The sequence below is a fragment of the Gracilimonas halophila genome (assembly GCF_042684365.1).
In the GTDB taxonomy this organism is placed as follows: Bacteria; Bacteroidota; Rhodothermia; order Balneolales; family Balneolaceae; genus Gracilimonas; species Gracilimonas halophila.
Window position 1 is genome coordinate 183,169 of record NZ_JBHULI010000022.1, and the last position, 13,670, is coordinate 196,838.

13 protein-coding genes and 2 tRNA genes are annotated in these 13,670 nt (G+C 40.3%); 11 read left to right on the forward strand and 4 right to left on the reverse strand.

The window, feature by feature from the left end; genetic code table 11:
• The first annotated feature begins 123 nt into the window (after positions 1-123).
• The 4 genes from ACFSVN_RS05870 (at position 124) to ACFSVN_RS05885 (ending at position 4,356) form a co-directional block, all read left to right on the forward strand.
• On the forward strand, positions 124-777 hold the full coding sequence (locus tag ACFSVN_RS05870) for a protein-L-isoaspartate(D-aspartate) O-methyltransferase (protein ID WP_390299977.1): 654 nt from the start codon (positions 124-126) through the stop codon (positions 775-777).
• Complete coding sequence (locus ACFSVN_RS05875) at positions 762-1,907, forward strand: DUF368 domain-containing protein (RefSeq protein WP_390299980.1); 1,146 nt, start codon at positions 762-764, stop codon at positions 1,905-1,907. The genes ACFSVN_RS05870 and ACFSVN_RS05875 overlap by 16 nt, the downstream gene beginning before the upstream one ends.
• Positions 1,908-2,016: 109 nt before the next feature.
• Positions 2,017-2,997 carry a universal stress protein gene (locus tag ACFSVN_RS05880; RefSeq protein WP_390299984.1) on the forward strand — a complete coding sequence of 327 codons (981 nt, stop codon included), beginning with the start codon at positions 2,017-2,019 and terminating at the stop codon, positions 2,995-2,997.
• A gap of 396 nt (positions 2,998-3,393) precedes the next feature.
• Positions 3,394-4,356 carry a universal stress protein gene (locus ACFSVN_RS05885; RefSeq protein ID WP_390299986.1) on the forward strand — a complete coding sequence of 321 codons (963 nt, stop codon included), beginning with the start codon at positions 3,394-3,396 and terminating at the stop codon, positions 4,354-4,356.
• A gap of 143 nt (positions 4,357-4,499) precedes the next feature.
• Here the strand turns inward: ACFSVN_RS05885 and ACFSVN_RS05890 are convergent.
• Positions 4,500-4,588 (reverse strand) — tRNA-Met (locus ACFSVN_RS05890).
• Positions 4,589-4,797: 209 nt separating this feature from the next.
• Between ACFSVN_RS05890 and ACFSVN_RS05895 the strand changes: the two genes are divergently transcribed.
• The 3 genes from ACFSVN_RS05895 (at position 4,798) to ACFSVN_RS05905 (ending at position 7,390) form a co-directional block, all read left to right on the forward strand.
• Positions 4,798-5,148 carry a helix-turn-helix domain-containing protein gene (locus ACFSVN_RS05895; RefSeq protein ID WP_390299988.1) on the forward strand — a complete coding sequence of 117 codons (351 nt, stop codon included), beginning with the start codon at positions 4,798-4,800 and terminating at the stop codon, positions 5,146-5,148.
• A 95-nt stretch (positions 5,149-5,243) separates the two neighbouring features.
• Positions 5,244-5,795 carry a hypothetical protein gene (locus ACFSVN_RS05900; RefSeq protein WP_390299990.1) on the forward strand — a complete coding sequence of 184 codons (552 nt, stop codon included), beginning with the start codon at positions 5,244-5,246 and terminating at the stop codon, positions 5,793-5,795.
• 398 nt (positions 5,796-6,193) lie between these two features.
• Positions 6,194-7,390 carry a 6-bladed beta-propeller gene (locus ACFSVN_RS05905; RefSeq protein WP_390299992.1) on the forward strand — a complete coding sequence of 399 codons (1,197 nt, stop codon included), beginning with the start codon at positions 6,194-6,196 and terminating at the stop codon, positions 7,388-7,390.
• Positions 7,391-7,442: 52 nt separating this feature from the next.
• Here ACFSVN_RS05905 and ACFSVN_RS05910 read toward each other — a convergent pair whose 3' ends face one another.
• Entirely contained in the window at positions 7,443-8,621 is a 1,179-nt protein-coding gene (locus ACFSVN_RS05910; RefSeq protein WP_390299994.1) for a tyrosine-type recombinase/integrase, read from the reverse strand.
• A gap of 227 nt (positions 8,622-8,848) precedes the next feature.
• Positions 8,849-8,922 (reverse strand) — tRNA-Ile (locus tag ACFSVN_RS05915).
• A 150-nt stretch (positions 8,923-9,072) separates the two neighbouring features.
• Between ACFSVN_RS05915 and ACFSVN_RS05920 the strand changes: the two genes are divergently transcribed.
• The gene (locus ACFSVN_RS05920; protein WP_390299996.1) at positions 9,073-10,071 is read left to right on the forward strand and encodes a potassium channel beta subunit family protein; all 999 of its coding nucleotides are present in this window, start codon (positions 9,073-9,075) and stop codon (positions 10,069-10,071) included.
• 191 nt (positions 10,072-10,262) lie between these two features.
• Here the strand turns inward: ACFSVN_RS05920 and ACFSVN_RS05925 are convergent, their stop codons facing one another.
• Positions 10,263-10,625, reverse strand: coding sequence for a DUF3127 domain-containing protein (locus ACFSVN_RS05925; RefSeq protein ID WP_390299998.1), 363 nt, complete (start codon positions 10,623-10,625; stop codon positions 10,263-10,265).
• A gap of 294 nt (positions 10,626-10,919) precedes the next feature.
• On the opposite strand from ACFSVN_RS05925, the gene hemA reads away from it, so the two are divergent.
• Genes hemA through ACFSVN_RS05940 form a run of 3 tightly spaced genes read left to right on the forward strand, consistent with a single transcriptional unit; the run spans position 10,920 to position 13,669 of the window.
• Entirely contained in the window at positions 10,920-12,101 is a 1,182-nt protein-coding gene (hemA, locus tag ACFSVN_RS05930; protein WP_390300000.1) for a glutamyl-tRNA reductase, read from the forward strand.
• Positions 12,091-12,990: a hydroxymethylbilane synthase gene (gene hemC, locus ACFSVN_RS05935; RefSeq protein ID WP_390300002.1), complete on the forward strand. Its 900-nt coding sequence runs from the start codon at positions 12,091-12,093 to the stop codon at positions 12,988-12,990. Before hemA ends, hemC begins: the two co-directional genes overlap by 11 nt.
• Complete coding sequence (locus ACFSVN_RS05940) at positions 12,983-13,669, forward strand: uroporphyrinogen-III synthase (RefSeq protein ID WP_390300004.1); 687 nt, start codon at positions 12,983-12,985, stop codon at positions 13,667-13,669. Before hemC ends, ACFSVN_RS05940 begins: the two co-directional genes overlap by 8 nt.
• Position 13,670: the final 1 nt, after the last annotated feature.

The following is a 13,670-nucleotide window of genomic DNA, read 5'->3' on the forward strand; positions in this document are numbered from 1 at the left end:
TTCTTCAAAAATCGGATTTTCTAAAGACATTAATTTTCAGCAAATCCATATTTCCCGACTCATTTTTTCATCTAAATCCCTATACTTGCTAAACAGAACAACAGGTAGATAAACAAAAATATTTTGCAACAAGATCGCAGATTTGTTCGGCCGAGAAAGCAATTGGTAGAGCTTTTGAAAGAAAAAGGCATAGAAGACCAGCGCGTATTGAATGCCATAGGGAAGATTCCGCGTCATAAGCTTATCGACACTGCCCTTCACTCCAAAGCCTACAACGATACAGCCTTACCGATTGGAATGGGGCAAACCATTTCACAGCCCTTTACCGTGGCTGCTCAAACAGAGTTACTGGCAATCGAGCCTGGTGATAAGATCCTTGAAATTGGAACCGGTTCAGGATATCAATGTATGGTTTTATGTGAACTCGGAGCAGAGGTTTATAGTGTTGAACGCCATAAAGATCTGTATCACCGAGCCAAAGAAGCACTTAGGGAATTCGGATATACAGCTATGCTTAAGGTTGGCGACGGTACTCTTGGTTGGTCAACTTATGCTCCTTATGATGGAATTGTTGTGACAGCCGGTGCGCCCGTAGTACCAGACGACCTGGTTCAGCAGCTTGATATTGGAGGACGGCTGGTAATTCCTGTTGGCGATGATGAAAAACAAATGATGCTGAGGATCACCCGGGTTTCAGAGAATGAATATGAACGCGAAGAACTGTCTGATTTTAAATTCGTGCCCCTTATCGGCGAAAAAGGATGGGGAGAAGGATAGTGGCGGAAGAAAAGAAAAGTGCTCCCAAAGACACCACTACCTTTAAAGAAGCTCCGTTCCTTGCCCTGAAAGGATTCTTGATGGGCTCTGCTGATATCGTACCGGGTGTAAGCGGGGGTACCATGGCTTTGATCGTAGGTATTTATGAACGGTTATTAAATGCCATCAAAAGTGTAAATGGGAATTTCATCAAGCTATTTTTTTCGTTCAAGTGGAAGGCTGTGTTTAAAGAGGTCCATGTTTTATTTTTAGCCGTTTTATTTTTCGGGATCTTCTCTGCTTTGGCCTTTTTTACGAAAGTGGTTCCGCTTCAGATCTATATGTTTACCCATCCCGAGATTGTGTATGGCCTGTTCTTTGGATTGATCGTAGGCTCCATTTACATTCTGATCAAAGCATTGGAGCGGTTCTCAAAAATAGAAATGGGAATGCTGGTTTTGGGCATGGCTTTTGGAATATGGATCGTTTCACTGGTACCCGCCGATACTCCTGAACATCCGGCCTTTGTGTTTTTGAGCGGAAGCATTGCTATCTGCGCTATGATATTGCCGGGTATCTCTGGCTCGTACCTCTTACTCATCATGCGGAAATATGATTACCTGCTTTCAGAGATCGGGAAGATCGGAGGGGTAGAAACCCTGGACGGGATGATGGGATTACTTCCGTTCATTCTTGGTGCAGTCGTTGGCTTAGCGGTTTTTTCTCGTTTTCTATCTTGGCTTCTTTCCAAATATCACCCCCAGACCATTGCAGTATTGATCGGTTTTTTGATTGGCTCTTTGTATGTGATATGGCCCTATCAGCATCGGGAATTTGTGCAACAGGTAAGTGTGTCGGAGGTGGAATATATGGATCACCCTAAAGTGCAGGAACTCATGGAAAACCCGCCGGATACCAATCTGCCGGAATACGAACGATTGGGCGAGGTTTCAAACGCCGAGTCATCGTTTGATGAGATGAAACAGGTAGAGATCGAGACGGTAAAAAATAAAATGATAAGATCGGAACCCTATGTTCCGGGCTGGATCGGCTCAAAAGAAGGGGACGATCCGAATGTTTGGGGCGGGGTGATCGGGATATTGGCCGGAATATTAATGGTGTGCGGACTGGAGCGGCTTCGGGAAAAATAGGAAAGCACCGGCCACAGCTTAGGTATGTAACTTTATTTTTATATAGGATGGAACATTATCATCCGCTAACTTATTTTATTAATAGAGTTATCAATCAAAGAGGAGAGCCATGGATATCAAACGAGTTTTAATCCCCACCGATCTATCTGAGAAGTCCAATGCAGCCTTAGCGTCTGCAGATCTTTTTATTGAAAAGTTTGATTGCATGGTAGATCTCATGCACGTCATTCCTTTATCGAAATATCTGGGTGACAGTTTTGATAAGATCGGGGTTCCACTGAATATGAGTCAGGATATTTATCCGAAGTTGATTGAAACTCAGCGTAAAGAACTGAGTGCTTTTGCGAATGAGCATATCAAAGACAAAGAACGGCGGGGAGAGTACATCGTCACTATTGACAGGAAACCCTCTGATTCTATTTTGAAGCAAATAGACAAAGTAAACTATGATCTGGTGATCATGAGTGCGCGAGGGAGCCACTATGCCGATTTTTTCCACGGAAGTGCTACTGATAAAATTGTACGAAGGTCAAAAACTCCGATCCTCACTCTTTCCGAAACTATGTTTGTGGAGAAGTTGAATACGATCGTTGTCCCATGTGACTTCTCCAATAATTCACTGGCTGCCATACCAATGGCTTTTGATATGGCAAAGAAATTTGGAGCGAAACTGGAGTTGTTGAATGTGATAGAAATGTATACGCATGACGTTCATGGAATAGAGCCGACTACACTCGGTATTGATGAAAAAGCTGTTTATGGAGGGCTTAAAGGTCGATTGAAGTCGTTCTTCAGTGATTATGAAGAATATGATTTCGAGATCAAGGACGGAGACAAGCTCTATCATGATACGCTGAGCCACAACAATGGCGGTGAAAAAGTATCGATAGAATTCAAAACCATTATTAGAAAATCTATTGCAGCCCACCACGAGATCGTTGACTACTGTAATAAAAATGCCGATCTGGTGATCATGAGTACCCATGGACGTACCGGCCTTTCCCGAATGCTCCTGGGCTCAACTACAGAGCAGGTTATTCAGCAACTTGATAAACCTCAGATCACCATCAAACCGGACCTTAAGGATTGATATTGGGTGGGAAAATTCGAAATGAGTTTCCAGACTGCGAACCAAGTTATCCCTGGTTAACGGAAGGATTTGGGGTTGTTTAAAGTTTAATTGCCCCATACAACCCTGCAAACCCTCACCTTTGTTTCCTCTCCCGGGAGAGGAAGACGTGGTATTGATGAGTGAAGGCAGCTAAAATTTTAGTGGTTGTGATTAGTAGATGATTTGAGCTACTCACTTATTAATCTCTCGATATATATGTCCCTTTGGAGGGACAGCAAGAACAGCTTGCTGTTGCTTGCAGGGAGGACAGTGTGTAATTAAGCATCTATAGTTAAATAATCTCCGCATTTTCTTCACCCAACCTTCACAGTAAATAACTACATTCAGTTAACAACTAATTAAACGGAGGTTGTTATGAAAGCCAAGCACATCTTAGTCCCAACCGACTTTTCAGATGCTTCACTCGAAGCAGTAAAAATGGCTGCCAAATTTGTGGAATGGTATGGCAGTACTGTTGACCTTATGCATGTGATTCCGCTCATGAGCTATTACGATGAAAGCATGCAGCATTTAGGGGTTCCATTTGATATGGAAAAGGATATTTACCCCAAAGTGTTGAAACAAACCAATGAAAAACTGCATGATATTGCAGAGGAGTATATCCCCAAAGAACACCGTGGCCAGCTAATAAATCTCGTTGGCAGAAAGGCTGCACAGGTAATTGCAGAGCAAGGAAATAAAAGTCAGTACGACATGATCATTATGTCTAATACCGGAAGCCACAAGACCGATGACTGCAGAAGTAATATCACTGAAAAGGTGATCCGATATTCTGAGAAACCGGTACTGAGCATTGATAAAGCCTTCGATGAAAAGTCTGTCCATGAGATCCTTGTCCCGATAGATGGTTCAGAAGATTCTGCTGCACCACTGGCTGAGGCATTTGACCTTGCCGTGCACTTTAATGCCCGGATCGTATTGATGCACATTATTGAACCATATACCTTGGGTATGGAGGTAATGCCTATGCCTATTGAAGAGGATGAAGCCGTATATCAGGAGTTGATCAAAAATATTAGCGATTACTTCGAGAACAACCCTGAATTGAAACTGTCCATAAAACGAAAAGGTGTTGATTTTGAAGACCTGCTCATTTGGGAAGACGGTTCAAACAGTAAGTCCGTTAGTATGGACAGTATAGTCAAGAAAGGGTTTTCAGCTCATACCGAGATCACGGATTATGCCAACAAAAATTCTGACCTTGTAGTGATGAGTACCCACGGCCGAACAGGGATCGCACGAGTACTTCTCGGTTCAACAACCGCGATCGTGGCTGAGCTCCTCAACAAGCCGTTAATGACATTAAGACCCGGCTAAACTCTGGTTGATATAATATAAAGCCCATGCAGGCTTAGGTCTGTATGGGCTTTTTTGTGGAGGGAATCTTGAAATGTTAGTACCGAAATTTGTACCACAAAATAAAAAACCCATGTAAATCTATGACTTACATGGGTTTTTAGTGGGCCCGGAGGGACTTGAACCCCCGACCAATCGATTATGAGTAGATTGATCCTTTAATCATTCATTTCGTTTTTGTGCTAGCAGATCTTTGATTGGGAGATTTATAGTTAAACTGTAACATTTCTATTACTTAATACTCTTAAAAATATAAATACGATAATATATCGGTAGCAGTGAAATGCTTAGGGGATGGGTACAGCTCATCTATTGGAAGGACATTATTAATGCAGGTTAATAGGTAATGACAAAACCTGGAATAGAAATGTTAACTCAATACATATATATATGAAACAACCAATGGAAGAAGCACTGCAAATTGCACAGCAACATTTAAAGGAAATACGAACAGTAACTGATTGGGCGGAAAAGATGGGATATTGCTGTTCAAAAGATTTTTCCAGAAGATTTAGAAATCATTACCAGGCACGGCCTTCAAAAATATTGAATTCTATAAAATTAAAGAAGGCTATTCATTTCCTCTTAAAGACAAATAAAACTATTTATGAAATAGGTTATTGTGAACTTGGGATTGGAGATGAAAAAGCTTTTTGGCAATATATGAAATATCATACAGGCTATTCTCCAAGTGAAATAAAAGCCATGGAAAATTCAAAGGTGGCTAAAGATCTTCGAAAAATTAAGGAGTAAAATTAAAGAGTAAAAATAGGGAGCGAAAATGCTTGTTTTAATTATTGATTTTGAAAATTATAGAGGTGGGATTTTTAACTTTAATTATAAAAAAATTGAAAGAATTCATTAAGTATTCGTTGAGTACAATATTACTGGTCTTATCGGTAGTATTATTCTACAATTACAATTTTGGAGAGCCTGATTTATCTGCTGACCAACAAATAGGAATGAGTTATGCAACCCACGTAAACATTGATGATTCCGATTTTGAGCATATTTTTTGGGAAATTGATAAAGTATCTGCTAATAAAATTTACCCTGTTATAATTTTAACCACAGCAGCATGCTATCTTTGCTTGAATAATGTTGTAGAATTTTCAGAGTTACTTAAAAATGATACTACTTTTGCGGAGCCAATATTGGTCTTTTTTGAAGAAAATGATATAGAAGTGAATAAGTTTATTAGATTAACAGAATTAGATATTCCATATAAAAACCTAACTAATTCTAACCTTAACGGACACTTCACTAATGAAAAACAAAATTTAATTTTTGTTGACAAACGCGATAATCTGATTTTTTATAATTTTCCTATTCCTAATTCTATAATGTTACCAGAAAGAAAAATTAGGATTATTCAGCAGGCGAGGGAAGCTTGGAGATAACATTTCTAAATCAACGAAATCAAACCTTAAAAATAGATCGTATCATGAAAAACATAAAGAAAAGTACAATTACTCTATTTTTTTCAGTATTAGCATTTGTTCTTACAAGTGCATTTACTTTAACTCCGGAAAATATGAATTATGTAGAATCCTCTGATGCCGTGGGGTGTTCATGTTGCACATGTACATCAGCTGGACCATGTATGGAAGCAAGTTTTTGTGGGATGACTTCTTGTTCAGACCCTAATTCTTGTAGTTTAGAAGGAGATTTATGTGGTTCAGATCCCGAATGCCGACCTAATAATTAACAACAGTAGATTAAATTATTACACGAAGCCTTGAGTTTTATTATAAGGCTTCGTGTTTTAGATCTAAAGCTATACTAAATTTTTTACCTCATGTTGGATAATAATCTCTTATTAGTCTTGCTGATAATGCTTATCACAGCTTGTGGTACCGATCAGCAAAATTCTAAATCTGCAGATCGAACCCGAACTATTGAAATTAGTAACGAACTTGTCATAGGTCTTGAAAATGAAGCGGATGCCATAACTCAAATTTTAGGGCAGCCTGTGGGGGTGTTAACTGATAAAGAAGGAAATATTTATATTGGTGATAAAGCGAGCCTTACCATTAAAGTATTTGACAAAGACGGCAACTACCTCAAAAGCCTGGGCGGTCGCGGCAGAGGTCCCAGTGAATTTCATGATATAAATTTTATGGGAACAGCTCCGGGTGATAATATTCTAGTACTCGATAGGGGCAACTTCAGATATACTACCATTACAAAAGAAGGTGAATATGTATCTGATTATATCATTAAATTTGAAAATCAGTTTTATTTCAAAGATGCTGATTTTATTGATAATAAAATTATTGGCTTAGCCTACTCACAAGCATCTGCTATAGAGTCCGACTATTCAGATCTTCCGAAACGAAATTTTCTCAAGATTTTGAGTACAGATCTTAATGAAAAAGAATATGAATTTGCCGCTTTAAGTGATCTTGAAATAAAAGATGTTTTTAGTTGGGTTTACTCACTTTTATATCAAGGTAGTATCACTTTGAATAAAGAATCGGAGATAATTTATTTTTCACCGGGGATATATACTGGTATCATTTATTCATATAAAAAAGTAGACGATGCGGAATGGAAGTTGAATAAAAAAATTGAAGGTACCTCCCCGTATACTACTCCGTATATTCTCTATCATTCATCGGCTGAATATGAAGAAAATAGTGAATACCCCAGTGCCCGTATGATTGGCTATTCAGGAGATTGGCATAGAGGGCGGATTTACAGCATAGACGCAGGAGTCCATTTTATGCCCGAAACAGAAAAAATCGCTCATTTTTATGGTGAGTGGAGGGAAGGGGATACTAGGATGGAAGACGGAAATTTACTGGATTTGAGTGTGCAAATTTTTGACCTTGATGGAAATATAGTAGATCAGAGCTACCTGTTTTCCTTACCATATGACATGCAACCATATTTTCCTATTGTTAACTGGATGGATGAGGAGGAGAATTTCTACATGATTGATTATGAAGATTCAGCACCAGTAGTACGCCGGTTTGCATTGGATTTGAATTAATTTAAACGTGTATAATAGTATCGATACTAATCTCACTTAGGTAAACTATCTCTTAAGATTTAATTGCATTCATTTTTTCTTTTAATCTTTTGACAGTTAAATGAGTGTACTTCTCAGTCACCTTTTGATTGGAATGGCCTGCCATATAGCTCGCTTCAGCCGTGTGAAAGCCTTTCTCAATCCAGGTAGTAACTGCCTGGTGTCTCATTCCATGTAGAGTGCGAGAGGTTGGAATACCAGCTTCTTTGCAGTAGCGTTTAAATTCCCTATACACACGCATCCCACGAACCGGTTGGCCTTTGGTATTTCCACCCGTGTAAATAAATAGATAGTCACTGGGGCTTAGCTTTCCACGAATCTTTAAATACGCATCCAGTTCTTCTTTCAATTCATTTATGATTGGAATCAGCCGTTCTTTTCGGCCTTTGGTCGGTGGCAGTGAAATATAGCTCAGCTCTCCATCTTCGTAGATCAGGTTTTCGCCCTTCAATCCGGAGTATGATAATTCTGGATCAAATGCCGCCTCGTGTTTTCGGAGTCCACCATAGAAATACAATGCCACAATTGGTTTAAACCAATATTGAACTAAATTAGGGTCAAATTCGGGTAAGTCTTGCTTTCTGGATAGCTCTTCATCGAATTTCTTGAAAAGAATTCCAAGTTCTTCCTCAGAAATCATTTTAGGCCGGGTATTTTCTCTAATTCTCGGTAAATCTTGTTTCAGCGCAGGAAAGTAGTCCTTCTCCACAATGTTCTTTTTCAGCAGGAACTTCCACCAAGACCGAAAATGCCGGAAGTAGTAGTGCCTTGTAGCTGAAGTAATGCCCTTTTTGAAGATCACATTCTCAAAATGGTAGCTTAAAACATTGGTTGGGTGTACATCCGATAACTCATTTAATTCCACAAAATGATCTAAAGCTCGCTGGTAGGCTCCAATGGTTGCCGGAGAGAGGTGGTTTTTTGATTTGTAGAAAAGCTCAATAGATTCGCTAACCGTGTTGCAATCAGTGGTTTCTTCACTGGTGTTCCTTTGCAAAACCTTCTTGGGATTAAATCCTTTGGAAAAGGGATTGATCTTGCCTAACGAATCCAGTTTTTCGAGTTCGGTTACCATTTTCTGAGCAACATCCTTGTGTCGGGTGCCCAATGATTTTCGAACATTCTTTTTACCCAGTTCTTCAGAGTAAAAATTTACATAGTAGTATTTACCGCGCTTGATAAGAAATGCCATAGTAGGAGCCTTCTGAATTAAAGTTCGGTAAGCGAACTCTAAATTCAGCAGCCTTTGCGAGCGCCCATCCCAAAATTGTACATAGTAGTGTACATAGTAGTTGGGAAAGTAGGGGAATGAAAGTGTACACTTTCGTTCCTTTGCGTTCGCTTACTTAGTGTAAGTAATTAGGCTTTTTTTTGGCTTAGAAGGGAATTGAGAGGGTTTTTACACCCTCTCAATAATTGTGGGCCCGGCAGGACTTGAACCTGCGACCAATCGATTATGAGTCGACTGCTCTAACCAACTGAGCTACGGGCCCTGATCGTTTACTCACTTAAGTGAGGCGCCAAAGATAAAAATCTTATCCTTCAGATTCGAATATTATTAATTCATTTTTTTAGAACGTATTGAATTTCACTTCTGTTAAATTATCAGAATAAAAAACTAAAATTAAACCAATTGTAATTCCATGGAATACAGATTTTTAGGACGATCAGGACTTAAGGTATCAGCACTCTCATTTGGCTCTTGGGTCACCTTCGGTGAGCAGGTTGATACCGATCTGGCCTATAACCAGATGAAGACGGCGTACGATGCCGGGGTAAACTTTTTTGATAATGCCGAGGCTTACGAAGCCGGTAAGTCAGAAACGATCATGGGAGAGGTGATCCAAAAGACAGGATGGAAACGATCGGACCTGGTTCTTTCAACCAAGATCTTCTGGGGCGGGGAAGGCCCCAATGATGAGGGACTGTCTTTTAAACACATCAAAGAAGGTACGGAAGCTGCATTGAAGCGTCTCCAAACTGATTATGTGGATCTGATCTTTTGTCACCGCCCCGATATTCATACACCGATCGAGGAAACGGTGTGGGCCATGAATCAGGTGATCAATGAAGGGAAAGCATTGTACTGGGGAACAAGTGAATGGAATGCCACACAGATCCGAAAAGCATATGATTTTGCCAAAGAGAATAATCTGCGTCCGCCCCTGATGGAACAGCCTGAATACAACATGTTTAAACGGGATAAAGTAGAAGCTGAATTTGCTCCTCTTTATGAAGACATCGGATTGGGTACCACAATATGGAGCCCTCTGGCAAGTGGTCTTTTAACCGGGAAATATAATGATGGCATCCCCGAAGGTTCCCGACTGGATCTTAAGAAATACAGCTGGCTTCGAAAAAAACTACTGGAATCCGAGAAAGGAAAAGAAAAGCTCAGAAAAGTAGAAAAGCTGGCGAAAGTATCTGATGGTATTGGTGTTCCCATGCCGCAACTGGCACTTATATGGTGCCTGAAGAATCCGAACGTAAGTACGGTTATCACAGGTGCTTCCAGTGTGGAACAGGTGGAGCAAAATATGAAAGCGATCGATCTTGTTGATAAGGTGGATGACGAAGCCATGGATAAGATCGAGAAAATTCTTGATAACAAGCCCAGAGAAGAAATGGACTGGAGAAGATAATTAACCACCTACACCTTAGGCTCTTGAGCTATTGTACCTTTTACAAATACCGCACATCTATGCGGTGATAAAAGGCAGATAAAGTGCGTAATTAAAGGAGGGTAAACTTAAGAGTAGTAGCTTTCGTGAGGTTACGTTGATCCTAAAACCACTGCTAAAAAAAGCAGTGGTTTTTTTATGGATCATACACTTTAGAATGGGAGGTCGTCATCAAGATCCATCTCTTGATTTCCATCCATTGTAAGTCCGGGAGCACTTGGTGGGGCCTCAGCCGGAGCTCCGCCCGTACCCTGTTCTATTTTCCATGCTTTAACATCCGTGTACCAGTTTCCCTTATACTCCCTGCTTTGGATATCAATAAAAGCAGTGATCTCATCTCCTTCATTGACGGCATTCTGATCTATATTCTCACCCCATTGTGTTATACAAACCTGCTTTGGGTATTTTCCTTTGGTCTCAAGAATAAAATCCCGTTTTCTCCAAGGACCATTTTTTCCCTGACCTGATTGTTCTTCCAATATTTTTGTGACTTTCCCTGTTAACTGCAGATCCATTATAAGTGTATTAGGTTTTGATGATTTAAGATCGGAATATACTCATCAAGGTAACGAAGTTCGAACATAATGCTCACAAGCTTTAAAAAAATGATGCCATCGATAAAGATTACAAATCACAATTGATTACAATAAAATGTATCTTTGGTTCTTCATAAAGCGTGAAGCTAAAAACCCTCGTAAAACAACGTTAGACATCGATATTTTCCGAATATGAATTTTTTCTTCACATAATCTTCATATTCAGAAAATACCTTCCTGACTAATGTGCCGGAAAATTTTTAAGAACTATTTATGAGATTTAGTGCAATAGGTATTTCTCACTGGAAAAGTGAGGTTTCTATTCGTGAATTATTCTTTTTAGACAACGACCGCAGACAACTCCTGGAGTTTCACACTAAAGATATACCCGGTGGAATTTTAATGATGGATACCTGCAACAGAACCGAGCTGTATGCTTTTTGTGATCCGGAAGTACTTATATCTGCGCTTTGTAAATCCACAAATACGGATCGGGATTTTTTCCAGGAACACGGTTATGTATATACCGAAAATGACGCCTATGATCATTTGTATAAGGTTGGGGCAGGATTGGATTCTCAGGTTCTTGGCGATGTTCAGATCATACAGCAGGTAAAGCAGGCATATAAAAAAGCTAAGAAGAAGGGGCTTTCCGGTGAATTTCATCAATTGATACAATCTGTTTTCCGAGCACACAAACGGAGCCGTACCGAAACCAATTTTGGAAAAGGTACGGCCTCCGTCGGTTTCGCAGCCACCCAGCTTGCATTAGAACATTTCAAGGACCTGAGTAAGATCAGGATCCTGCTGATCGGTGCAGGGAAAATGGGGAAGGTTTCAGCAAAGAATCTGGTCTCAAACGGTGCAGAACATATTTCAGTAGTAAACCGAACCATTGATCGTGCCAAAGAACTTGCTTCTTCTTTTGATATCAAAGCTCATGCATTTTCAGAGCTGGATGATGAGATCAAAAAAGCAGACCTGATCATAACAGCAACAGGGGCAAAGAACCCCATTTTACATCCTGAACATTTTGAAGGTATAGATCATCACCAATTGGTGCTGGATCTTAGCGTTCCAAGGAATGTTGATCCAAAAGTGGCTGAGGCCGGCAATATTACGCTTATTGATATGGATTCCATCTATGAGGCCAACAAAAAAGCATTGGAACAACGGGAAAAAGCCATCCCCGGGATCAAAAAGATCATTGAGGAGGAGAAAAGTGAATTCATGAATAGTGTGAAACGTTCAAGATATTTACTCCCCAGGATCAAAGAAATTGAGCACCGTCTAAGCGATATCACCGATGCGGAATTGGATCGTGTGAAGAATAAAATGGATCAGGAATCCTACTCAAAAATGGAAGAAGTGACCCGCCGCATCAAGAAAAAGATCATGGCTATTCATATCGACCGAATTGATCAGGAATTTGAAAAAGCACAAAATGAAGCTTAGGATTGGTACACGTAAAAGTACACTGGCTTTATGGCAGGCGAATAAAGTAGCCGATGCGCTGAATACCCAAGGGGTAGAAACAGAGCTTGTCGAGATCGAGTCCTTTGGAGACAAAGTACAGGATATTCCCATTGATAAATTGGGTGATAAAGGTGTATTCACCAAAGCACTGGATGAAGCCCTCTTAGCCGGAGAGATCGATCTTGCAGTTCATTCACTCAAAGATGTACCTACCGTATTTCCTGACGGATTGAAACTGGCTGCTGTGTTAGAACGGGGAAATCCTATGGACGTATTAGTTTGCCCTGTTGAAGCTCCTCAAAAAGGCCATAGTCGGGTCATAGCCACCGGAAGTATTCGCAGAACAGCATTTTGGAAAAACCGATTTCCCGGAGACGAAGTAGTTGGATTGAGAGGAAATGTTCCTACACGACTTGAAAAAGTTGACTCTAATCGATGGCATGGGGCTATTTTTGCTGCTGCAGGACTGGAAAGGATCGGGTATAAAGACCGGATTTCGGAAATTTTGGATTGGATGATCCCTGCTCCCTCTCAGGGGATCGTAGGAATTGTAACCGCCGAGAAAATTGACTTTGAAGATGTTTTAGCAAAGATCGACCACAAGGAAAGTCATCTCTGTGGATCTATTGAACGTGCTTTTTTAAATGAACTGGAAGCAGGATGTTCAAGTCCTGTTGGAGCTCATGCCGATATCAAGAATGGAGTTCTGTATTTTATTGGGGCTGTTCTTTCTTTGGATGGCTCAAAGCGGCTGGATGTAGAAAGAGAAATTTCTGTGGATCAGGCTGTTGCTCAAAAAGGAGCTGAGTGGGCTAAATTGTTAAAAGGCGAAGGAGCAGCTGAATTATTAGATCATTCTGATGAATAATAAAAAGCCGTCGATCTTATTTACCACCCAGCTTACCGAACAAAAGCGCTGTATGCTTGAGGACGGTAAACTATTGATCGAAAGCATTCCCTTCATCACTTTTGAGTACCTGATGCCGGCCATGTGGCTCAGCCAGGTTCCAAAACACGCAGATGCCTGGATCTTCACCAGTAAAAAAGCAGTAAGGGCGATCAAACCGATGATCAAAGACCTGATCATCCCCAATCACATTTTTGCGGTAGGGGCTAAAACGGCTGAGAAACTTGAAGAACTTGGGCTGGAAGTCACTATACCGGATGAATATAATGCAGTTACCCTGGCCGGTAAAATGAAACAGCTTGAATTGAAAGAAGTGGTTCACTTTTGCGGAAACCTAAAAGGAGCGGATCTCTCAAAATTGCTGGGTGATTCAACCAATCTAAATTCAGTCGAAGTCTACCGTACAAAACACACTGCCCATAAGATCAATACCGGTGAATTTAATGGGATCGTTTTTATGAGCCCAAGTGCTGTTGAGTCTTTCAGCGAACAGAATTCAATCTCTGAAAAAACTCAGGTTTTTTGTATTGGGCCAACTACCGAACAAACTGCTAACGAAGCGGGGATGAAAAATTGTATCACCCCGGAATATTCAACTCTGGATTCACTTATGGAATCCATCCAAACATTTTATTTATAGT